Below are 21924 nucleotides of genomic sequence, written 5' to 3'. Positions count from 1 at the left end.
CGAAGAGGCCGCGTCCGCGGTTCAGGCTGTCCTCGTCGAGGCCCCCACGACCTGGGGCAGGCCGGTCAGTTCCGTCAGGGCCCGCCCCTGGATGGTGCGTTCGGGGGCCATGACCAGGCGGGCCCGGCCCCAGGCGTCCAGCAGCCGCGGCAGGACCACCTCACGGGTGGTGCCGACCGGTACGGTGCTGCGGACGACCACCAGGGTCTCGGGCGTGCAGCGCCGGGCGACCTGCTCGGCCGCAGCGGCCAGGTTCTTCAGGTAGGGCTCGTGGGTCTCCTCGTCGACCGGGGTCGACACGCACAGGATGGCGGCGTCCACCGGTTCGGCGGGCAGCTCGGAGCCGATGAAGATCCTGCTGCCGATGTACTCGGCGAACGTCTCGTCGACACCGGGTTCGTAGACGTGGGGCCGGCCCCGCCCCAGGGACTCGAGGACGGCCGGCTGCACGTCGACCCCGTGGACCTCGAACCCCTTGCGGGCCAGGGCGGCGGTCAGGGTGAGGCCGACGTAGCCCATGCCGATCACGCCGATCCGGTGGAACGGGTGCGTCTGCTGCGTCATGGTGTGCTTCTCCTGTCGGTCAGGGACATGGCGGGGACACCATGTCCAGGTCACGCACGGTCACGTAGCCGGCGAAGCCCTCCTCCCGGTACCGGCGGCACGCGTCGGCGATGTTCTGCGGCCGGGTGGCGTAGTCGATGGCGACGACGACCTTGCCCGCCCGGCGCAGAGCCCTTGCCCCGGCCAGGTTGGGGGCGCAGTAGTCCAGGTCGCAGGGGACGTCGGTGGCCCGGTAGAACAGCTCCTCCATGCCGATGCCGTCGACGGCCTCCAGGTAGCCGGGGTGGCGCCGCAGTTCGGGCGCGTTCTGCGGGAAGACCCAGAACCCGGGATCGATCCGCTTGGCGTAGGCGCTGATCCGGCGGATCAGGTCGACCATGCGCGCGCCGCGTTCCTCCGTGCTCAGACCCGGCACCCGCTCCGGGGCGATCAACTCGTAGGCGACCACGGAGTCCAGGTAGACGCCGTCGAAGCCGGCGGCGAGCGCCCGGTCGACGCGTGGCCGGATCGCCTCCTGCCACCAGCGTTCCTGCCAGTACTTCACGAAGTACTCGCCAGGCCACTCGGGCCACTCGCCGAGGAACAGGTCGGGATGCCGTTCCCGCATGCCCGGGTAGTCCGGCCGGAACCATTCCAGGGACCCGATCTCGAAATAGGCGAGCACCTTCTTGCCGGACCGCTTCAGCCGTCCGATCTCGTCCGCGGAGAAGTAGGACGCCGACGCGTCCCGCGCCAGGTCGACGACGGCCAGCCGGTGTGTTCCGTCTGCCAGTTCGTCCAGCCCGCCGTCCCGGTAGCCCTGCAACTGGACCACCGCGCCGGTGATGCCGTCGACGTCGCCGCCGGCGGGCGCGCCGGCCGGTGTGGGGGTGTCGCTCCCCTGCCCGCCGGGGGTGACGCATCCGGCGAGTACGGCGAGGCAGCAGGCCAGGAGCGCTGTCCTCCACGGCATTCTCACGGCACCCTCAGCCCTCCCAGACGGCCCGCACCGAGTCGGCGAGGCCGTGCTCGGGTTTCCAGTCGAGGGCGGCGCGGATCCGGTCCACGTCCGCGGCGATCCACGGGACGTCACGGGACCTGGACGGCGCCCGGGCGGTCTCGACGATCCGGCCCGTGAACCCGGCGGTGCGGGCGAGCAGCGCGACGGCGTCGCGCACCGGGACGGCCTCGCCGCTGCCGACGTTGAGCACCGGGTCCGGAACGCGGTCGGCGAGGGCCGCCGCGACGATCGCCGCGGCCACGTCCCGGACGTCGACGAAGTCCCGGTGGGCGTCGAGCGGTCCGAGCGTGATGTGGTCCGCGCCGGTGCGGAAGGCCGCGCGCAGGGCCTGGGCGGCCCGGCCGAGCAGGTTCTCGGGCGGCTGGCCGGGGCCGGCCGGGTTGAACACCCGGAGGACCACCGCGTCCAGGGCGCCCTCGGCCGCGGTGAGTTCGACCAGCCGGGTGCTCGCCAGCCGGGTCACGCCGTACGCGCTCGACGGGGCGGTCGGCGCGTCCTCGCGGACGGGGACACCGGGCGTGGTCGCGCCGTACTCGGCGGCCGAGCCGAGCACCACGAGCCGGGCGGCGGGGGCCGCCACCCGCATCGCCTCCAGAAGCCGCGCGGTGACCAGGACGTTGGTCTCCACCAGCGCGACCGGGCCACCGGACAGGCGGCCCGCGCAGTTGACCACCACGTCGGGTCCGACCCGGTTCAGCAGCCGCCCCAGGGCGTCGGTGCCGTCCAGGACGAGGTCGTGCCGCTCGTGGCGGGTGTCCGGCCGGTGCCGCCGGCTGACGCGCACGAGGGTGCCGACGCGGTCGTCCCGCTCCAGGAGGCCGGCGACCGGCCTGCCGAGGAATCCGGACGCGCCGAACAGCACAACGGTGGAGGTCATCAGGCGACCACCTTCCGGGTGTCCCGGACGGCGGGCAGCAGCGTGGACCGCATGCCCGGGAAGGCGAGGTTGGCACGCTCGTAGTCCTCCGGGCTGCCGATGTCCATCCAGTAGCCGTCGAAGTCGTAGACCATCGGCTTCTCGTCGCGCGCCAGCAGGTCGAGCACGAGCTGGTCGAAGCCCAGGGCCGTGTTCTTCGGGTAGCGCGCGAGCGTGCGGCCGGAGACGGCGTACACGCCCATGCTGACGCCGTAGGACAGGGTGGGCTTCTCCGTGAAGGAGACGAGCCGGCCGCCGACCGTCTCCAGGGTGCCGAACTCGATCTTGACCTCGCGCCGGTGTCCGGCGATGGTCAGCGGCGCGCCCGACGCCTGGTGGGCGCGCAGGAGTGCGGCGTAGTCGAGGTCGGTGAGCACGTCGCCGTTCATGACGAGGAAGTGCTCGGGCAGCCGGTCCAGGAAGTTGAACAGCGGGCCGATGGTCGACAGCGGCCGGTCCTCCTCGGCGTAGTCGACCGTGAGGCCCCAGCGGGATCCGTCCCCGACGAAGGCCTTGACCAGGGAGCTGAGGTGCCCCACGGCGAGGGTCACCCGGGTGAAGCCCTGGGTGGCGAGCTGCTGGAGGATGATGTCGATGATGGCGTACTCCCCGCCGATGGGCATCAGCGGTTTGGGCAGGGCCGTGGTGTACGGCCGCAGCCGGACACCGCGTCCTCCGGCGAGTATGGCGACGTGCATGGCTTCGACTCCTTTGCGGGGGCGTCGGGTCATCGGTAGGGGGCGACCCGTCCGATGTTCTGCCGCAGCGCTGTCAGGAAGAGCGCGAGCAGGGTGAGGCAGCCCGTCAGGAAGACGGGGACCTCTCCGTACGGTGCGAAGCGGGACGAGAGCGAGAGTGTGGCGGCGATGTCGAGCACGGCCACCACGCCGACGACGGTCAGGGTCCAGCGGAACTCGCCGTGGTTCACCAGGATGTAGCCGGCGAAGTAGGCGCCGCCGAGCAGCAGGTACGCGCCGAGCAGCAGTACCGCCCTCGGGGTGAGGACCCCGGCCGCGGCGAGCACGGTCAGCAGGAGCACCCCGAGCACGGCCAGGACCAGCATGCTCGCGCCCAGTTCACGCAGCAGCAGACGCCAGGCGTGGCGGCGGAAGTCGGCGGTCGCCGCCGTCCGGCGCAGCAGGGCAAGGGCCTGGTCGTGGAAACGGTGCGAGCGCCATTCCAGGACGCCCATGCCGAGCACCAGGGGTGCGACCGTGATCGCGAGGTCCAGCGGCGCCGTGATGAAGCGGGCGCTGTTGAACATCAGGAAGAGCGCGGACAGTGCCGCGTACACGACGCACGGCAGGGTGCGGATGAGCGTGGGCCGTACCGTGTCCGGCCGGTTCGGGGCGGTCGACCCGCCGGGCGCCCGGGTGGCCCACCAGGCGGCGCCGAGGGCCAGGGCGCTCGTGACGGCTCCGGCGAGCAGGGTCGGGCTGGCCCGGTCCGGGTCGAACCCGAGCAGGAGGTAGGTCAGGCCGAGGCCGGCGGCGGGCAGGGCGATCAGGGCGAGGCGCCACTCCAGCCCGTAGAACACCATGGCTCCGGTGGCGAGTTGGTAGGCCACCTGTGCCACGACGAAGGCGACCATGCCCGCTCCGCCGTCCCCGGTGGTGGCGAGGAGGGCGGCGTCCGCGACCGCCACGCCCAGTCCCAGCAGGGTCAGTCGCCGCCACAGCCGTGCCGCGGCCCGCGGCCGGCCCTGTCCGAGCATCCGGTAGGCGGCCACGCTGGTGCCCATGCCCCAGACCCAGCCGAGCGAGGTGGCGAGCAGCATGCCCCGGACCAGGGCGGGCCCGCCGAGCGCGACGAGGACCGCCGGGTACACCAGGCTGGGCACCGCGTAGAGCGGGCCGTGGGCCAGCAGCCTCGTCGTGTGCGAGCGGGGAGTTCCGGTGCCGGGCGGCGGGCCGTGGACGGGCCGGGGCGGCAGGCGCCGGAACAGCTCACGGGACAGGGCGAACACGTCCCGGCCGTAGCGGGCCGTGGCCTCGTCGTCGGTCAGTCCGCGGCGTTCGAGGAGAGTGGCGATCTGCAGTTCGTCCGCCACGACCGGCAGGTCGGGTTCCAGGGTGGTGAGCAGTTCCGCCACCGCGTCGGGCCCGCGCGGCGGGTCGGCCCGGTCGACAGGGTTCATGGAGCCGTCACCCTTTCGAGCCCCGCGGCGCCGTGGACGGGTGCCGGCGACTGCGGCACCAGGTCGTCGTAGAGCGCGCGGTAGCCGTCGTTCCACTGGGTCAGGGTGAACCTCTCCAGGACCCGGGCCCGCGCGGCGTCGCCGAGGCGGCGGCGCAGTCCGGCGTCGCGCAGCAGCCGCACGCACGCCTCGGCCACCGCGCGGTGGTCACCGGGCGGGACGAGGATCCCGGCGTCGCCGACCGCCTCCGGCACCCCGCCGACCTTCGTGCAGACCTGGGGCCGCGCCGTGGACATGGACTCGACGACGGTGTAGGGGAACCCTTCCGAGACGCTGGTGAGCGCGGTGAGGTGGCCGGCCTGGTAGGCGTCCACCTGGCGCGGCACCCGGCCCTCGAAGACGGCGGCGCCCGTCAGGCCCAGTTCCTCGATCAGCGCGAGGCAACTCGCGTGATAGGCACGGTGACCGGCGGAGACGGGTCCGAACATGCGCAGCCGGGCGTCCGGGACCTCGTGGCGCACCAGGGCGAACGCCCGGATGAGCGTGTGCAGGTCCTTCAGCGGGTCGACCCGCCCGACGAACACGACGGTCGGGACCTCGGGTTCGCCGACGGCCACCGGGTAGTCGGCCGGATCGATCCCGTTGTACATGGTGCGGATCCGCGCCGGGTCGGCACCGCCGTAGAGCTGCCACCTGCGGTTGTGCCGGGAGTGCGGCGCGAGGAGGTCGGCGCTGTGGTAGGCGGCCTCGGTAAGCGCGCGGTGGAAGCGGAGCATGAGCAGGGTGCTCGGGGTCATGTGGCCCTGGCGGAGGACGTCCTGGTACCGCTCGCGCAGGTACACGCCGTGCTCGGAGATCACCAGGGGTGTGCCGTGGGCCCATTTGGCGGCCAGTCCGACGAGGACGCTCGGCCCGTTCATCGCGAGGTGGCACACGTCGGCGTCGACGGGCGGATGGGAGAGGGGGCGGAGCGTGTGCTCCATGAGGTCGGCCGCCGTGAACGCGTCGTGCAGGCCCAGCGGCCCGGTCCCGGCGGCCCCTTCGTCGCCGGCCTCCCGCCAGATGCGCGTCATCCGGTCCAGCGCCTCGTCGGAGGTGAGCGCGGCACGGAGGTCGCCGGTCTGCGCGTGGTCGTGGACGGCGCGCAGGGCGGGGACGAAGGACGCGGCGGCCCGGCGGGCGGCGGCGGGGTCCTGCCCCGGGGGATGCGCCAGGGCACGGAGGATGTGCTCGTGCGCCTCGGTGAACGTCTCGGGGGGCGGGGTGCGCCGCGCACGGCGGGGGCGCCGGGGCGGGTCGCCCCACAGCGGTACGTCGACGACCTCGGTCAGGTTGTCGGGGGCTGGCCAGACCATGGGTTCGGTGCCGTCGACGGTCAGCGCCACGACGGTGAAGGCGTGTTCCGGCATGCCGCGGATGATCTGGTCGCACCACAGGCTGACCCCGCCGGGGTGGAAGGGATAGGAGCCCTCGGCGACCAGCAGCACGCGGAGCGGCCTGCGCACGGCGGCCGGGACGACCTCGGGAGAGGGTCCGTCGGGGGGCGGTCCGTCGGGGCCCGGTATGCCGGTGGGCAGCCCGGTGGGGGGCAGCCGGCCGGGGGGCAGCTCATCGGGCCCCGTGACAGGCGGTCGTCCGTGGGCGCAGAGGCCCACCCGGCCGGTCATCGCGGCCTTGCCTTCAGGGTCACGGTCTCTCCCTCGGTCAGGCCGAGCCGGGACACGGTGTCGGAGCCGTACTTCTCCGCCTCGTCCGGCCCGCGCTGGTCGGCGGCGGTCGCCGGCCGGGTCTCGACCCCGGTGACGAAGAGCGAGTTGTCGCCGCCCGGGGTGTAGGTGACGGCGCCGGTGACCCGGTTCCACACGGCGTCCTTGTGGTGGTCGAGCTCGGCGAAGTGACGGGTGCGCTGGTCGGCGTAGGTGGCGAGGGTGAGCCAGTCGACGTTCCGCAGCGGCACGTCGTAGTAGCGGCTGTACCGGGCGAGCAGCGCGTTCAGCCAGTCGAAGGCGAGGCTGTGGCCGGGCGCGTAGGCGTGGGCGTTGCCCTGGTGCAGGGTGTGGCTGTAGACGGAGCCGCTCATCAGGTGGGCGAGGGCGACGTCGGCCTGTTCGTCGATGGTCCTGCGGTAGTCGGCGCGGACGGCCGGGCTGTCCTTCGGCAGGGCGGTGTTCCGGTAGAGCGCCACCTGCTCGGCCGGGTTGGTCGCCTGGAAGGCGATCATCGTCGGCCAGTCCGGCACCACCATCACGTCACGCTCCAGCGGGTGCCGGATGCCGCAGTTGAAGCACGAGGGCTGGTGGCCCGGGAAGTCGATGTTGCCGTGCATGTACTTGACGCCGAGGTCGGCGGCGGCGCGCAGCAGGTCCTTGTTGGAGGCCTCCAGGCCGTGGTCGACGGGTGGGTCGAGGCTGTCGGGCCGGTCGGCGTAGGCACCGAGCCCCGAGTACTCGGGCGTCTTGAGGACGGTCGCGGGGACCGGGAGGCCGACGGCCGCGGCCCGCGCGAGGTTGTCGTTGATCTCGTTGTAGTCGCGCTCGTACGGCGTCGTGTTCATCTGGGGGTGGGTCATGGTGTGGTTGATCCAGCGGAACTCGTCCTTGAGGCACAGGCTGTAGCTGCTGAGGTCGTCCGCCGTGCCGTCGGGGTCGCAGGTCGCGGGCGCGTCGGGGTCCAGCAGGCTGCCGTTGAAGGCGAGGTTGAGGCGGAAGTCCCCGGCCAGGGGGTACCGCTTGCGGAAGGCTTCCTGCTCACGGCTCAGCGACAGCATCTCGGGGCCGGTGGCGCGGTAGCTCCTGACCGGTCCGGACTCGGGGGCGGGTCCGCGGAGCGTGGTGAGGAACCAGTCGTCCACGTCGACGTTGAGCCAGTGCCGCTGCTCGCCCAGGAAGACGCCCCTGGTGGCCCATCGGACCAGTCCGAATCCGAGCAGCCTGTTCATCATGTCGTCGGGTCCCATGGAAAAGCCCACGGACAGTTCCTCCCGGCCGCCGCCCACGTCGCGGTCCACGTAACCGACCACGGACGAGCCGAGGGTCAGCAGGGGCCGGGCCCGGCATCCCGGCGCGGGCTGCGAGCGGTACACGTAGCTCTCCGACAGGGGGAGCTTCGCGCCGGGGGCGAGGTAGTCGAAGACCTTCCTGCCCTCGGCGGTCAGTCCGACGTCGACCGGCCGCTTGCCCACCGGTTCCTCGGACTCGGCGCGCAGACAGGGGAGCGTGTCCGGGGAGGCGTTCAGCGCCACCTGCCGCACCTTGTACGTGCGTTCGTACTGCCACAGCCGGTCCCACTCGGCGCTGCTGACCGAGTCCGACGACCCCGAGGCGTCGGTCAGGGTGTTGTTGGTGAGGAGGATCGCGTTGTACCTGCCCGTTCCGTCGTCACGTACCAGGGCGTCCTCGTCGATCGGATCGTCCTTGGTCAGCAGGACGTCGTAGGGCGTGCCGATCCGGTCCAGGACTGACCGCCAGGCCGCGAGGCCGAAGTCCCGCTCGTCCGTGGCGACGATCAGCTGGCGCAGTGCCACCTGCTCCCCCGGGGCCGCCGGGCGGTCCGGGGGAGCATCCCCGCGCACCGGCACGAGGTGTTTGGCCGGTACGTGCGGCTGGGGCGGCACCGCGCGGTCGGCGAGGGCCGCCTGGCGGCCCGTTCCCGGCGGTGCCACTCCCAGAGTGATCAGCAGCGGGACCAGTCCCACGACCACCAGGGCGAGAAGGGTCAGCGGGCCGCGAGGCTTCAGGGTCTGCGCGTTCGGCCTCATCGCATTCGTCCCGTGCGTCGTCGTGGGCGTGAAGCCCGTTCCGGGTGTTTCGTGGACGTAAACTTACGATGTATACGGACCACATTGCACCTGTATGTCCGGATGGTCAAGACGGGAAAGAAGGGTCCTGACGGAACGACCGCGACCCCGGCCGGAGCGGCCCACGAGGGCGCTCCGGCCGGGGTCGCACAGAGGACCGGACTGGATATTTACGATGTATACGTACATCGTTCCCCTGAGGGGCCGGCACGCAAGCGCGGTCAGCGCGCGAACGGCCCCTCCAAGGCCGCCCATTGCAACAGCATGATCGTCTTGGCGTCGGCGATCTCCCCCGTGCGGATCATCTCCAGGGCCCGCCGGAAGGGCAGTTCGACGATCTCGATGTCCTCGCCCTCCTCCTCCAGGCCCCCGCCCTCGTGGGTGCGGGTCGACGGGCCGTACTCGGCGGCGTAGAAGCTGACGCGTTCGGTGACCGAGCCGGGGCTCATGTAGACGTCGAAGACGTGCTGGACGGCGCCGATGGTGTGCCCGGTCTCCTCGACCACCTCGCGGCGCACGGCGATCTCCGGGTGCTCGTCGTCCTCGTCGAGCAGTCCGCCCGGGGTCTCTACCAGCATGCCGTCGGGGTGCCCGTTGACGTACACGGGGAAGCGGAACTGGCGGGTGAGCAGGACGGTCTCGCGCGCGGGGTCGTACAGCAGCATGGTGGCCCCGTTGCCCCGGTCGTGGGTCTCGCGCTGCTGGGTGGTCCAGGTGCCGTCGGCGTGCCGGAAGTCGAAGGTGGTGGTCCGCTCGACGTACCAGTGGCTGGACAGCAGCTGCACGTCGCGGACCCGGACCCGCGGGTTGCCGGTGAGGTCCCGGCCGGCCTGGTCGAGCCCGGTGCGGCCGCGGCGGTCGGGGGTGTCGATGCCGGCGGTCATCGGGCACCGGCGGGGTGGCTGAGCGAGTTGGTCATGGAGCGATTCCACCATCCCGGCCGGACCCGCGCGGCTCGTCCGACGCCGTCCACGCCCACCCATCCCGCGCAGGCCACCCGACGACATCCACACCCACCCGCCCCGCCCGGCTCACCCGACGACGTCCACGCCCTCCTGGCCCGGCTCGGTGCCCATGGGCGCGGTGGTCCCGGCGGCCCGGCGGCGGGCGTCCGGGTCGGTCCGGGCGTCGTAGCGGACCAGGCCCGGCAGGGCGGCGGCGAGCAGGCCGACGGCGGCGACGCAGACGAGTCCGCCGCTCCAGATCGCCGGGCGGGCGCCGGTCCAGCCGGCCATCGCGCCCGCGCGCACCTGGCCCAGCTGGGGGCCGACGCTGTACGAGAGGACCTCGATCCCGGCGAGGCGGCCGCGCAGCCGGTCGGGGATGGTCTGGTTCCAGATGGTCGAGCGGCCCAGTCCGCTGAGCATGTCGCCCGCGCCCGCGAGCGCCAGGAACACCAGGACCAGCCAGACGTTCGACGTCCAGCCGGCCGCCGCCATGGCCAGTCCCCAGCCTGCGGCGCCGAACACCACGAGCAGCCCGTGCCGGGAGCTGCGGGAGACCCAGCCGCTGGTCAGGCTGAGCAGCAGCGATCCGACGGCCCCCGCCGAGTACATCAGGCCCAGCGCCCACTCGGCGTGGAGCTCGTCGGCGAGGAAGGGGAAGATCGTGTTGGGGAAGGCGAACACCATCGCGGCCAGGTCCACCGTGTACGTGCCCAGCAGCACCGGCCGGGACCAGGCGTACCGCGCCCCTTCGGCAATGCCGCGCAGCGACGGCCGCGCCGCGTGCTCGGCCGGCGGCACCGGCGAGAGCAGACGGCACATCAGCACGGAGACCAGGAAGCAGCAGGCCGTCGTGGTGTACGCCGGGACGTTGCCCGCGTAGGCGACGACCAGGCCGGCCAGGGCGGGTCCGGCGATCGCGCCGGCCTGCCAGCGCAGGGCGTTCAGCGCGGCCGCGGCGGCGAGCTGGTCGTGCGGGACGATCCTGGCGAGCAGCGAGTCGAGTGCGGGGCGCTGGAGTCCGGCGAGGGCCGCCACTCCGGCGGCCACCAGGTACAGCGGCCAGAGCATGGGGTGCGGCAGCAGCGCGTTGGCCAGCAGCACGAGGGCCAGCACGCCGAGCCCCGCCTCGGTCAGCACGATGACCTTGCGACGGTCCACGGCGTCCGCGAGCGCGCCGCCGTACAGGCCGAACACGACCAGGGGCACGAGTTCGACGGCGCCCATCGCGCCCACGGCGAGCGGGGAGCCGGTCAGTTCCTTGATCTGGAGGGGCAGGGCGATCAGCGCCATCACGCTGCCGAGGTACGTGACCAGGCCCTGCACCCACAGCAGCCGGAAGTCCCGGGAGGAGCGCCAGGGCGCGAGGTCGGGCAGCACGGCGAGGAGTCTCGAGATCATGAGCGAATGCTCCAGGAATGCTCAAAGGCCGGTTTCGGACGACTCCGAAACCGGCCTTTGTCTGCGACTCTCACGAGTCGGGACGACAGGATTTGAACCTGCGACCCCTTGACCCCCAGTCAAGTGCGCTACCAAGCTGCGCCACGTCCCGGTGCCTGCCACGCGGAGCACCGCGCGCTCGGGCGGACAGCACTTTACCCCACTCCGTCCCCCGCGCCGAAGCGGGCGTCCGTGTCGGACGGGCGGGGAGGGACAATCGGGGGCATGGGCAGCACATCGCCGGAACGAGGACAGGCCGCGGCGCGGGATCGGGACGCCGAGGGCCGGGCACGCAACGCCCGGCCCCGGGACGGGCTGGGGCGGCCGCTGCCGTACGGCGCGGACGGGGTCGACCGGCAGCCGGAGGGGGTCGTGCGCACGCCCGCGGAGACGGTCGCCGAGGCGCAGGAGCTGCTGGACGCGGGGAAGCCGTTCCACGCGCACGAGGTGTTCGAGGACGCCTGGAAGTCGGGTCCCGAGGAGGAGCGGGCCCTGTGGCGGGGGCTGGCGCAGCTCGCCGTGGGGCTCACGCACGCGGCCCGCGGGAACGTGACCGGCGGGGCGCGGCTGCTGCGGCGCGGGGCCGGTGCCGTGCAGGAGTGGGTGGCGGGGGCCGGGGTGGAGCGGCCGTACGGGCTGGACCCGGAGGGCCTGGCGGCGTGGGCGCGGGAACTCGCGGACGACGTGGAGCGCGCCGGCGGCCGGCCCGTGGACGCGCGTGAGCGGGCACCGCGGCTTCGGGGAGCGGCGTAGAGGGATGTAGAGCGATGGAGGCCGGGACGGACGCGGTGTCGGGGGCGGCCGCGGGGTGCGGCAGACTCGGGGCGTGCGAACCATTCATGTGATCGGCATCGGCGCGGGCGATCCCGAGCAGTTGACGCTCCAGGCGGTCAGGGCGCTGCGGGACACGGACGTGTTCTTCCTCCTCGACAAGGGCGAGGTGAAGTCGGACCTCACCGGGCTGCGCCGGGACCTGCTGGACGCGCATGTGCCGGAGGGCACGTACCGGGTCGTCGAGGCACGGGACCCCGAGCGGGACCGCTCGGCCGGGGGTGCCGCGTACTCCCCGGCGGTCGGCGACTGGCGCAGCGCGCGGGCCGGGATCTACGCGCGGCTGATCGCCGGGGAGCTGGGCGAGGACGAGACGGGCGCCTTCCTGGTGTGGGGCGATCCCGCGCTGTACGACAGCACGCTCGCGATCCTGGAGGAGGTGCTGGCCTCGGGGACGGTCGCGTTCGCCTACGACGTCGTACCCGGCATCAGCAGCGTCTCGTCGCTGGCCGCCCGGCACCGCACGGGCCTGAACCGGGTCGCGCGGCCGGTGCAGATCACCACGGGACGGCGGCTGGCCGAGGGGTTCCCGGAGGGCGTGGACGACGTGGTGGTGATGCTCGACGCGCATCAGCGCTTCCGGCAGTACGCGGACGAGGACCTCGACATCTACTGGGGCGCCTATCTGGGGACGCCCGACGAGATCCTGGTCTCGGGCCCGATCGCCGAGGCGGCGCCCGAGATCGAGCGGGTGCGGGCAAAGGCCCGGGAGCGCAAGGGCTGGATCATGGACACCTATCTGCTGCGCAGGAATCCGCGGGAGCGGTAGGGGCTCCCCACGCGCACTGTCGGTCCCTTGATCGATACGCTCCCGTCGTCGGTTCGGGGAGGGGACGTCATGGAGCGCGGCAGCGGCAGCGGGCGCGGGCGAAGGGTCACGGGAGCGATGGCGGGGGTGGTGGCGGTCGCCGTCCTGATGGGCGGCTGTTCGTCCGGCGATTCCGACGGCTCCGGCGACTACGGCGGGTCCGGCGGGTCCGGCGGGTCCGGCGAGGCCGGCGGCTCCGAGTTCGACCGGGCGTGGCAGGAGAACTACTGCCGACAGCTGGGGGCCTGGCAGCGTGTCAGGAACTCCGCCGAGGACGGAGCCGGGTCCGACGCCGCCGAGGAGGCCGAGGCCGCGGGTGCGGTGGTCACCGCCGCGCGGCGGTTGTCCAGCGCCTCGTACGAGGGGGCGGGTGACGGCGCGACCATGCTCGACATCACCGTCGCGGCGATGCGCGGCGACGGCGCCGCCGAGGGCCAGGCGGTGGAGTACTGCGGCACGGCCGGCTTCGAGTCGCTGATGCGCTGACGGTCACATGGTCCGGCCGTCCAGGCCGAGCCGTTCCAGGACGCCCCGCACGTCCGGTACCGCCTCCACCCCGTCCGGGAGCGCGGGGCGGCGTACGACCACCACGGGGACGCCGAGCCGGCGGGCGGCCGTGAGCTTGGGCGCGGTCGCGGAGCCGCCGCTGTCCTTGGTGACGAGGACGTCGACGCGGTGGTCGCGCAGCAGGTCCGTCTCGCCGGGCACGGTGAACGGGCCGCGGGCCAGCAGCACGTCGGTGTGCGCGGGCATCGGCGGCTCGGGCGGTTCGACGCAGCGGACGACGAAGCGCAGGCCGTCCAGGTGCGCGAAGGCGGCCAGGCCGAGGCGGCCGGTGGTCAGCAGCACCCGCCGGCCGAGGCCGGGCAGGAGCGCGGCGGCGTCGGCGAGCGAGGCGGCGTCGTGCCAGCGGTCGCCGGGCTCCGGGCGCCAGCCGGGACGGCGCAGGACGACGGCCGGGACGCCCGTGGTGTGCGCGGCCCGCACCGCGTTCGCGGTGATCGACGCGGCGAAGGGGTGGGTGGCGTCGACGACGGTGTCCACGTGCTCGGCGCGCAGCCAGGCGGCCAGGCCCTCGGCGCCGCCGAAGCCCCCGACGCGTACGTCCCCCGCGACCGCGCCGGGGCGGGACACGCGTCCGGCGAGCGAGGTGGTGACGCGCACGCCGGCGTGCGCCGTGAGCGCGGCGGCGAGTTCGCGGGCCTCGGTGGTGCCGCCGAGGACCAGGATGTGGCGGGGGCACATGGGGCGAGCGTACGAGGTGGGTGTCCGGGGCCCTCCGGCGCCCTGACGTCGGACGAACACTATGAACACAACGACCGGACCATGGTGGGCGCGACCGCCCGCTCCCTAGCATCGCCGCGCACGGCTCGACGGGACATCGGCCCAGGACGAGGGCGAGGACGTCGAGGACGACAACGAGGGTGAGGGAGCGGCGTCGTGGACCGGACGAGAACCCAGGCAGTGATCCGAGGACCGGTCCCGGTGACGGCGGCCCGGCGCCCGATGCTCGCCGCCGTGCTGGCGGGGACGCTCGCCGCCGGGCTGCTGGCGGGCGCCTCCCAGGCGCGCGCGGAGACCGCCGGCCCGGTGCGCACCGCCTGCCCGGACCAACTCGCCGGGCGGGCCGACTGCTACACCGGCCGGGACGCGAACGGCGCCCACTACGCGCTCGCGGTGCCCACCGACTGGAACGGCTCGCTGGTGGTGCACGCGCACGGCGGGCCCGACCTCGGCGCGGAGTCCGACCCGGCGCGCAGCCTGGACGACCTGGGCCGCTGGTCGGTGATGGTGAAGGAGGGGTACGCCTGGGCGGGCTCGTCGTACCGGCGGGGCGGGTACGGCACGCGGATGGCGGCGGCCGACACGGAGAGCGCGCGCCGGGTCTTCGTCGGCGCGTTCGGCAGGCCCGAGCGCACCTTCGTGCACGGCCAGTCGTGGGGCGGTGACGTCGCGGCGAAGGTCGTGGAGACGTACGGCCGCCGGGGCGGGCCGTACGACGGGGCGCTGCTCACCAACGGGGTGCTCGGCGGCGGTTCGCGCGGCTACGACTACCGGGTCGACCTGCGCGTCGTCTACCAGTTCTACTGCGGCAACCACCCGCGTCCGAGCGAGCCGCAGTACCCGCTGTGGCAGGGGCTGCGGGCCGGCTCGACGATGACGTCGGCCGGGCTGCGCGCCCGGCTCCAGGAGTGCACCGGGTACGCCTCCGCGCCCGGCGACCGCACCGCGCTCCAGCAGCGCAACCTGGACGACATCCTGGCGGTCACCGGCATCCCGGAGCGCACGCTGGAGTCCCATCTGCGGTTCGCCACCTTCACGTTCCGCGACATCGTGCACGAACGCCTCGGCGGCCAAAACCCGTTCGGGAACCGCGGGGTGCGCTACTCCGGTTCGCACGACGACAAGGCGCTGAACGCCGGCGTCGCGCGTTTCTCCCCCGACCCGACGGCCGTGCGGGACCTGTCGTACGACAGCGATCTGACGGGACGCGTCGAGGTGCCGGTGCTGACGATGCACGCGATCGACGACCCGACGGCGTTCGTCGAGCACGAGGCCGCGTACCGCGACACCCTGCGGGGCGCCGGACGGGACCGGTACCTGGTGCAGTCGTTCACGCGGGAGCACGAGCACAGCGCGCTGAGCGACGCCGAGTACGCCACGTCCGTCACGGCGCTGGACACGTGGGTGCGCACGGGACGCAAGCCGACACCCCGGTCCCTGGCGGCGGCGTGCCCGGCGTTCGACCGGACGTACGGCACGGGCTGCTTCTACGATCCGGCGTTCCGGCCCGCGCCGTACGCCTCACGGGTGGAGCCGCGTCCGGGCGGTCTGCGGTGGCCGGCGATGACGTCGGCCCAGGAGCGGGCGTGGAGCAGGGTGGCGGGGGTCGGGATCGCGCCCTGAGCACCCTGGGCGCGGGGGCGGGCGTCAGCGCAGCAGCAGCTGGAGCCCGCCCACGACCGTCGCCGCGATCACCAGCTGCTCGAACAGCCGCTGGTTGATCCGGCTGACGGCCCAGGTGCCGAGCAGCGCGCCGGGCACGACGAACAGCACCAGGGCGGCGTCGAGCAGCAGCGAGTCGCCGTCGATCAGCCCGAGCCCGGCGCTGAACGGCAGCTTGGAGGTGTTGACGATGAGGAAGAAGAAGGCGGAGGTGCCGAGGAAGCCGAGCTTGCGGAAGCCGGCCGACAGCAGGTACATCGACATCACGGGGCCGCCCGCGTTGGCGACCATCGTGGTGAAGCCGCCGAGGACGCCGTAGGAGCGGGCCTTGAGGCGGCCGGAGCGGGTGGTGACGGCGTCGGGGTCGTCCTCCCGCTCGGCCGCCCGGCGCCGCCGGACCGTGACGGCGGCCATCATCAGCAGGATCGCGCCGATCGAGGTGCGGACGACGCCGTCGTCGGCCCACACGAGGAACAGCGTGCCGAGGACGACGCCGGCCGCGACCGCGGGGAACAGGCGCCAGAGCGTGGGCCAGTGGGCGTGCCGCCGGTAGGTGAGGACGGCGAGCACGTCCCCGGCGATCAGGATCGGGAGCAGGACCCCGGTGGAGGCGCGGGCGGGCAGTACGGCGGCGAAGACCGCCAGGCTGACCGTGTTGGCGCCGCTCACGGCGGTCTTGGAGAAGCCGACCAGGAGGGCCGCGCCGGCGAGTGCGGCGAACTCCCAGCCCGTTATGTGCCACAGCGTCATCGTGTCCATGCGGGGACCGATGCTATGTGCGGACATCAGGTCCTGGTAGGCCCGTCTCGTCTGCTGGGAGATCGCCGGCGGGTGCGCGCCGGGCGCGTGTCAGTGCCGTTCGACCAGCACCGCGCTGCCCTGGCCGACCCCGACGCACATGGTGGCGAGGCCGCGCTCGGCGCCCGTGCGGCGCATCCGGTGCAGCAGGGTGGTCAGGATGCGGGCCCCGGAGCAGCCCAGCGGGTGGCCGAGGGCGATGGCGCCGCCGCTCGCGTTGACCAGGTCCGGGTCGATGCCGAGGGCGTCGACGCTGGCGAGGGCCTGCGCGGCGAACGCCTCGTTGAACTCGGCCTCCTGGAGGTCGGCGACGGTCCAGCCGGCCCGGTCGAGGACCTTGCGGGTGGCGGGGACCGGTCCGATGCCCATCACGTCGGGGTGGACGCCGGCCGAGCCGCCCGCGACATAGCGGCCCAGGGACTCCAGGCCGAGGTCGTTCAGTGCCTCCTCGCTGACCAGGAGGAGACCGGCGGCGCCGTCGTTCATCGGGGAGGCGTTGCCCGCGGTGACGGAGCCGTCGGCGCGGAAGACGGGCTTGAGCCGGGACAGCTTCTCCAGGGAGGTGTCCTCGCGGATGCACTCGTCGCTGTCGACGAGCACGCCGTCGGGGCGCTCGACGGGGAGGATCTCGTCGTCGAAGTGCCCGTTCTTGCGGGCCTCGGCGGCCCGCTGGTGGCTGCGGAGCGCGAACGCGTCCTGCCGTTCGCGGGAGACGCCGTGCCGGCGGGCGACCTCCTCGGCGGTCTCGCCCATGGACAGCAGGCCGTGCAGGTCCTTCATGGCCGGGTTGACCAGCCGCCAGCCCAGGCGGGTGTCGACGGTCTCGATGCGGTGGGGCAGCGCCTCGTCGGGGCGGGGCAGGACGAAGGGGGCGCGGCTCATGGACTCGGAACCGCCGGCGAGCACGATGTCGGCCTCGCCCGCCGCGATGGCGCGGGCGGCCGTGGTCACCGCCTCCAGGCCGGAGGCGCACAGCCGGTTCACGGTGGCGCCCGGCACCGAGTCGGGCAGTCCGGCCAGCAGGGCCGCCATCCGGGCCACGTTGCGGTTGTCCTCGCCGGCCTGGTTGGCGGCGCCCCAGTAGACGTCGTCGACGCGTGCCGGGTCCAGTGCGGGGACGCCGGCGACGATCCCCCGGATCACGGCGGCGGCGAGGTCGTCCGGGCGGACGGACGACAGGGCTCCGCGCAGCTTGCCGATGGGGGTGCGGCGGGCGGCCGCGAAGTGGACGGGACGCACGACTGGACTCCTGACCGGGCGGGTGGATCGGCACGTTAATTAGCACCGCTAGTTTTGGACTATAGACCGACTGCCGCCCCGCTGGGAAGATACGCCGCCCCAGGGCCGGGGGACCACGGCGGCGACCGGCCCGGAGACGGGCCGCCGTACGTTTTGCACCGGTTCGCTCGGGGCACCCGCGCACGCATGGAGTGGCGCGGCACCGCTGTGACGGACGGGGCCGCACCGCTCCTCCCGGCCCTCGACCACGCCAGAAGGAGTTCGACATGACCGTGGTCTCCAGCACGCTTCCGGAGGCGGCCCGCAAGGTCGCCGGCGACGCCCTCCAGGACACCCTCGTCGATCTGCTCGGGCTGTCGCTGATCGGGAAGCAGGCGCACTGGGCCATCGTCGGCCCGCGCTTCCGCTCGATCCACCTCCAGCTCGACGAGGTGGTGACGCTGGCCCGGACACACGCCGACACGGTCGCCGAGCGGTGCGCCGCGATCGGGGTGGCCCCGGACGGCCGTCCGGAGACCATCGCGGCGGCCTTCGCGCTGCCCGGCCCGGAGGCGGGCTGGCTGCGCGACACCCGGGTCGTGCAGCTGGTCGTGGACGCCCTGGGCGCGGCCGTCACACGGCTGCGCGAGCGCGTCGCGGCGACCGCCGAGCCGGACCCGGTGACACAGGACCTGCTCATCACCATCACCAGCGACCTCGAGAAGGAGCGCTGGATGTTCGACGCCGAGAACTGGCCGAGCGACGGCTGAGACACCCGGCGGACACCGACGCGGAGGCAAGGAGACCCCGTGACCGACGCCCTCGAACTCGACGCGCTGTGGGAGGACTTCCACCGCGTGGTGAACATGACCTCCCAGGAGCTCGCCGCCTGGCTGCGGGTCGGCGAGGCGGGCGAGACGGCCGAGCCGCTGCCGGACCGGGCGGGCCCGCCGGCCGGGCAGCACGTCCTCGCGATCCTCCAAAAGCGCCGCACCGACCTCACGGACGACGACGTACGGCTCATGTACGACGTGGTGGACACCGTGTCCGTCCGCGCCGACCTGGAGAACGAGCCCGAACCGGAGCAGACCCGCCACCGGCACGAGCTGATGACGATCGGGCACGACCCGCTGAAGCCCTGAGCGAGCCGCGCCGGTCACCCGATCGGGCCGTGGCCGATGGTGGGGCCGGGGGGCCGGTGATGGGCTGAACGGGACACGCGTCCCTTCTCCAGGAGGCTCTCCCGATGACCCGTCGCACCGTCCGGCTCGCCCGCGTCCTGTCCACGGCCCTGACGGCGGGCACCCTGCTCGCCACCGCCGCCTGCGCCCAGGAAGGGGGCCGGGACACCGGGGCCTCCGGCGTCAGCGCGTCGCCCGCGGCGGCCCGGCAGCAGACGGAGTCCCCGACGGGATCGCCCACCGGCTCCCCCACCGGTTCACCGACCGGCTCCCCCACCGGATCGCCGTCGGGCACCCTGTCCGAGTCGGGCGCCGAGACCGCGCTGATCACGGCGGCGGACATCGAGGACGACTGGACTCAGGTGAAGGACACCGAGGCGGAGAACTGGCACGACGGTCTGCTGATCGGCAAGGTCGACGTCTCCGACTTCCTGTCCGCCAAGACCGACGCGGCCGACTGCCAGCGGCTGATGGACTCCCTGTTCGACGACGACCTGCTGGGCAAGCCGTCCGGGGCCAACGCGCTGCGCGGCTTCACGCAGGACGACTCGCGGCTGCTGTATCAGGTCGCCGCGTACGACCGGACGAACGTCCAGGACTCCCTGGAGTGGATGGCGAAACTCCCCCAGGAGTGCGGCCAGTTCACGATGACCGAGGACGGCGAGAAGCGGACCGTCCAGGTCACCCGGACCGATGTGCCCTCGGTGGGCGACGCCCGTGAGGCCGTGCGGATCTCGGTGAGCGGCCCCGTCGACGGCACGGAGGCGACGCTGACCCTGGACGTGGCCGCGGTCCGGGTGGGCGACAACGCGATCACCGTCACGGCGGGCGGTCTCGACGGCGACGAGCACGACTCGGTGGTGTCGGCGGTGAAGCTCGGCACCCAGCGGCTCCAGGACGTCCTGGCCGGCAAGTCCCCGGCGGCCTCGCCCAGCCAGTTCGACTGACGCTCGGGCGGCGCGCCGTCCGCACGCCGACGACCGTACCGGCTGTGCCGATTCCCGGGACAACGTGATCAACGGGGCGGCACAATGGCGGTGATGGCCGGTTTCGGTCGTGCGTGCGAGGAAGGGACGAGTCGTGAGCGATGGCCACACCCCGTCGGACGGGTCGGCGAGGCTGAACACCGGTGTGGCGCACAACGCGCGCGTGTGGAACTACTGGATCGGCGGCAAGGACAACTACGAGGTCGACCAGCAGGTGGGCGAGCACGTGGCCGGGATGTTCCCGGTCATCCGTGACATCGCGCGCGCGGACCGCGACTTCCTCGGCCGGGCGGTGCGCTTCGTGGCCGAGGAGCGCGGCGTACGGCAGTTCCTCGACATCGGCACCGGGCTGCCGACGGCCGACAACACCCACGAGATCGCCCAGCGCATAGCGCCCGAATCCCGGATCGTGTACGTCGACAACGACCCGATCGTGCTGGTGCACGCCCGGACCCTGCTGACCGGCACGAGGGACGGCGTCACCGCGTACATCGACGCCGACGTGCACGACCCGGACGCCATCGTCGAACGGGCCTCGCGGACACTGGACTTCGGCCGGCCGGTCGCCGTGATGATGCTGGGCATCCTCAACTTCGTACTGGACTACGACCAGGCCCGGGACATCGTGCGGCGCGTCATGGCCGCCACCCCCTCCGGCAGCCTGCTGGTGCTCACGCACCCCACCTTCGACGCGGAGCTCGGCGGCGAGGGCCAGATCCCGGCGATGAGGTTCTGGAACGAGAACGCCACCCCGCCGATCACCGCCCGCGGCGGCGAGGACATCGCCGCCTTCTTCGAGGGCCTGGAGCTGCTGGAGCCGGGCATGGTCTCCTGCGCCCAGTGGCGGGCCGACGGCTCCCCCGCCCCGGTGCCGCAGTACGGCGCGGTGGCCGTGAAGCCCTGACGCCCCCCACGCACCGCCCGCCCGGCGGCCGAGCTCGTCGAGGAGACCGTATGACCACCCTTGCCGACCCCGTCCCGGGAGGGCGTCCCGGGGAGGTCGAACGGGCCACCACGCTCGGCGGCGAGCTGGCCGGGCGGGGTGTGCACGGGATCGTGCTGGCGTACGTGGACACGGCCGGGATCGGCCGGGTGAAGACGGTCCCGACCGCCAAGCTGCCCTCGGCGGCGGCCTGGGGCGTCGGCATGTCCCCGGTGTTCGACACCTTCCTCGCGGACGACTCCATCGTGACCACCGACGTCCTCGGCTCCCCGGACGGCGATCTGCGCCTCTACCCGGACCTGACGGCCCTGGTGGAGCTCGCCGCCCAGCCCGGCTGGGCCTGGGCGCCGGTCGACCGGACGGCCCAGGAGGGCGCGCCGCATCCGGCGTGCGCCCGCACGTTCCTGCGGCGCACGGTCCGCGAGGCCGCCGAGCGGCACGGCGTGACGTTCCGCGCGAGCATCGAGATCGAGTGGGCCTTCGCCCGACCGCCGGGCGCCGACGGGGCCTTCGTGCCCGCGACCACGGCTCCCGCGTACGGCGCCACACGGCAGGTGGAGCTGAGCGACTGCGCGGCGGAGCTGCTCGCGGCGCTGGCCCGGCAGGGCGTCGAGGCCGAGCAGTTCCACCCCGAGTACGCGGCCGGGCAGTTCGAGCTGTCGGTGGCCGCGCTGGACCCGGTCGCCGCGGCCGACCAGAGCGTGCTGGTGCGGCAGACGGTCCGCGCGGTGGCCAGGCGCCACGGGCTCGCGGTGTCCTTCGCACCCGCGCTGCTCGGGCGGGGCGTCGGCAACGGCGGCCATGTCCATCTCTCCGTCTGGCGCGACGGCGTCAACCTGCACGCGGGCGGCGCACGCCGGTACGGCCTGCGCCCCGCGGCCGAGTCCTTCGCGGCCGGCGTGCTCCGCCGGCTCCCGGCCCTCACCGCGGTGACCGCGCCGAGCCCGGCGAGCTATCTGCGGCTGAGGCCGTCGCAGTGGGCCGGGGTGTTCACGGCGTGGGGCCACGAGACCCGGGAGGCCGGGCTGCGGCTGGTGACCGGCACGACCGGCGGACGCGAGCGGACCGCCAACATCGAGGTCAAACCGGTCGACCTGGCCGCCAACCCGTATCTCGCCCTGGGCTGCCTCATCGCCGCCGGTCTGGACGGGATGGCGTCGGACGCGCGGCTGCCCGCGGAGATCACCGGGGATCCTGCGCACCTGGACGAACGGGAGGCGGCGGCGCTCGGGGTGCGCCGGCTGCCCGCCTCGCTGAGCGAGGCCGTCGCGGCGTTCCGCGGGGACGAGGTGCTGCGCGCCGCGCTCGGACCGGTCCTCGCCGACGCCGTGACCGCCGTACGGGAGGGCGAGGCCGCCCGGGTCGCGGGGCTGGACGACGACGGGGTCGCCGCGGCCTACCGGTGGGTGTACTGAC

At 73.5% G+C, this 21924-nt stretch carries 21 protein-coding genes and 1 tRNA gene; 9 read left to right on the top strand and 13 right to left on the bottom strand.

Annotated features, from left to right (window positions below; all coding sequences use genetic code 11):
* Positions 1 to 21 precede the first annotated feature (21 nt).
* From F8R89_RS36945 to F8R89_RS30385, 10 genes are all read right to left on the bottom strand, one after another.
* The gene (locus F8R89_RS36945) at positions 22 to 564 is read right to left on the bottom strand and encodes an NAD(P)-binding domain-containing protein (protein WP_225994539.1); all 543 of its coding nucleotides are present in this window, start codon (positions 562 to 564) and stop codon (positions 22 to 24) included.
* A 19-nt stretch (positions 565 to 583) separates the two neighbouring features.
* Positions 584 to 1516, bottom strand: coding sequence for an endo alpha-1,4 polygalactosaminidase (locus F8R89_RS30425; RefSeq protein WP_151786956.1), 933 nt, complete (start codon positions 1514 to 1516; stop codon positions 584 to 586).
* Between the two features lie 13 nt (positions 1517 to 1529).
* A complete protein-coding gene (locus F8R89_RS30420; RefSeq protein ID WP_151786955.1) occupies positions 1530 to 2441 on the bottom strand; it encodes an NAD-dependent epimerase/dehydratase family protein in 912 nt (303 codons plus the stop codon).
* Complete coding sequence (locus F8R89_RS30415) at positions 2441 to 3178, bottom strand: nucleotidyltransferase family protein (RefSeq protein ID WP_151786954.1); 738 nt, start codon at positions 3176 to 3178, stop codon at positions 2441 to 2443. The genes F8R89_RS30420 and F8R89_RS30415 overlap by 1 nt, the downstream gene beginning before the upstream one ends.
* Before the next feature lie 29 nt (positions 3179 to 3207).
* Entirely contained in the window at positions 3208 to 4617 is a 1410-nt protein-coding gene (locus F8R89_RS30410; RefSeq protein WP_151786953.1) for a hypothetical protein, read from the bottom strand.
* Positions 4614 to 6122 (bottom strand): GT4 family glycosyltransferase PelF, encoded by a 1509-nt coding sequence (gene pelF / locus F8R89_RS30405; RefSeq protein ID WP_225994538.1) that lies wholly within the window; start codon positions 6120 to 6122, stop codon positions 4614 to 4616. The genes F8R89_RS30410 and pelF overlap by 4 nt, the downstream gene beginning before the upstream one ends.
* A 158-nt stretch (positions 6123 to 6280) precedes the next feature.
* Positions 6281 to 8374 carry a hypothetical protein gene (locus F8R89_RS30400; protein WP_151786951.1) on the bottom strand — a complete coding sequence of 698 codons (2094 nt, stop codon included), beginning with the start codon at positions 8372 to 8374 and terminating at the stop codon, positions 6281 to 6283.
* A gap of 260 nt (positions 8375 to 8634) precedes the next feature.
* Positions 8635 to 9297: an NUDIX domain-containing protein gene (locus F8R89_RS30395; protein WP_151786950.1), complete on the bottom strand. Its 663-nt coding sequence runs from the start codon at positions 9295 to 9297 to the stop codon at positions 8635 to 8637.
* 147 nt (positions 9298 to 9444) lie between these two features.
* Positions 9445 to 10758 (bottom strand): MFS transporter, encoded by a 1314-nt coding sequence (locus tag F8R89_RS30390; RefSeq protein ID WP_151786949.1) that lies wholly within the window; start codon positions 10756 to 10758, stop codon positions 9445 to 9447.
* Between the two features lie 77 nt (positions 10759 to 10835).
* Positions 10836 to 10909: transfer RNA gene (locus F8R89_RS30385), tRNA-Pro, on the bottom strand.
* A gap of 113 nt (positions 10910 to 11022) precedes the next feature.
* Between F8R89_RS30385 and F8R89_RS30380 the strand changes: the two genes are divergently transcribed.
* The 3 genes from F8R89_RS30380 (at position 11023) to F8R89_RS30370 (ending at position 12922) form a co-directional block, all read left to right on the top strand.
* Positions 11023 to 11550: a DUF309 domain-containing protein gene (locus F8R89_RS30380; protein ID WP_151786948.1), complete on the top strand. Its 528-nt coding sequence runs from the start codon at positions 11023 to 11025 to the stop codon at positions 11548 to 11550.
* Positions 11551 to 11623: 73 nt separating this feature from the next.
* Positions 11624 to 12397 carry a precorrin-6A synthase (deacetylating) gene (gene cobF / locus F8R89_RS30375; protein ID WP_151786947.1) on the top strand — a complete coding sequence of 258 codons (774 nt, stop codon included), beginning with the start codon at positions 11624 to 11626 and terminating at the stop codon, positions 12395 to 12397.
* 69 nt (positions 12398 to 12466) lie between these two features.
* On the top strand, positions 12467 to 12922 hold the full coding sequence (locus tag F8R89_RS30370) for a hypothetical protein (RefSeq protein WP_151786946.1): 456 nt from the start codon (positions 12467 to 12469) through the stop codon (positions 12920 to 12922).
* Positions 12923 to 12925: 3 nt separating this feature from the next.
* Here the strand turns inward: F8R89_RS30370 and F8R89_RS30365 are convergent, their stop codons facing one another.
* The gene (locus F8R89_RS30365; RefSeq protein ID WP_151786945.1) at positions 12926 to 13681 is read right to left on the bottom strand and encodes a cobalt-precorrin-6A reductase; all 756 of its coding nucleotides are present in this window, start codon (positions 13679 to 13681) and stop codon (positions 12926 to 12928) included.
* A gap of 195 nt (positions 13682 to 13876) precedes the next feature.
* Between F8R89_RS30365 and F8R89_RS30360 the strand changes: the two genes are divergently transcribed.
* Positions 13877 to 15343 (top strand): hypothetical protein, encoded by a 1467-nt coding sequence (locus F8R89_RS30360; RefSeq protein WP_413251277.1) that lies wholly within the window; start codon positions 13877 to 13879, stop codon positions 15341 to 15343.
* A 24-nt stretch (positions 15344 to 15367) separates the two neighbouring features.
* Here F8R89_RS30360 and F8R89_RS30355 read toward each other — a convergent pair whose 3' ends face one another.
* Both F8R89_RS30355 and F8R89_RS30350 read right to left on the bottom strand, forming a co-directional pair.
* Complete coding sequence (locus F8R89_RS30355) at positions 15368 to 16141, bottom strand: sulfite exporter TauE/SafE family protein (RefSeq protein WP_151786944.1); 774 nt, start codon at positions 16139 to 16141, stop codon at positions 15368 to 15370.
* Positions 16142 to 16231: 90 nt separating this feature from the next.
* The gene (locus F8R89_RS30350) at positions 16232 to 17419 is read right to left on the bottom strand and encodes a thiolase family protein (RefSeq protein WP_151786943.1); all 1188 of its coding nucleotides are present in this window, start codon (positions 17417 to 17419) and stop codon (positions 16232 to 16234) included.
* 266 nt (positions 17420 to 17685) lie between these two features.
* On the opposite strand from F8R89_RS30350, the gene F8R89_RS30345 reads away from it, so the two are divergent.
* The 5 genes from F8R89_RS30345 to F8R89_RS30325 all read left to right on the top strand — a co-directional run bounded on the left by F8R89_RS30345 (position 17686) and on the right by F8R89_RS30325 (position 21923).
* Positions 17686 to 18168 (top strand): Dps family protein, encoded by a 483-nt coding sequence (locus F8R89_RS30345; protein WP_151786942.1) that lies wholly within the window; start codon positions 17686 to 17688, stop codon positions 18166 to 18168.
* Positions 18169 to 18207: 39 nt separating this feature from the next.
* A complete protein-coding gene (locus F8R89_RS30340; protein ID WP_151786941.1) occupies positions 18208 to 18540 on the top strand; it encodes a DUF3140 domain-containing protein in 333 nt (110 codons plus the stop codon).
* A 104-nt stretch (positions 18541 to 18644) separates the two neighbouring features.
* Positions 18645 to 19526 carry a PT domain-containing protein gene (locus tag F8R89_RS30335; RefSeq protein ID WP_151786940.1) on the top strand — a complete coding sequence of 294 codons (882 nt, stop codon included), beginning with the start codon at positions 18645 to 18647 and terminating at the stop codon, positions 19524 to 19526.
* A 133-nt stretch (positions 19527 to 19659) separates the two neighbouring features.
* On the top strand, positions 19660 to 20469 hold the full coding sequence (locus F8R89_RS30330; RefSeq protein WP_151786939.1) for an SAM-dependent methyltransferase: 810 nt from the start codon (positions 19660 to 19662) through the stop codon (positions 20467 to 20469).
* 50 nt (positions 20470 to 20519) lie between these two features.
* On the top strand, positions 20520 to 21923 hold the full coding sequence (locus F8R89_RS30325) for a glutamine synthetase family protein (protein ID WP_151786938.1): 1404 nt from the start codon (positions 20520 to 20522) through the stop codon (positions 21921 to 21923).
* Position 21924 lies beyond the last annotated feature (1 nt).

It is taken from the genome of Streptomyces sp. SS1-1 (assembly GCF_008973465.1).
Classification (GTDB): Bacteria; Actinomycetota; Actinomycetes; order Streptomycetales; family Streptomycetaceae; genus Streptomyces.
Note: the sequence above shows the minus strand (reverse complement) of the source record. Positions and strands in the feature narration are given on the sequence as shown.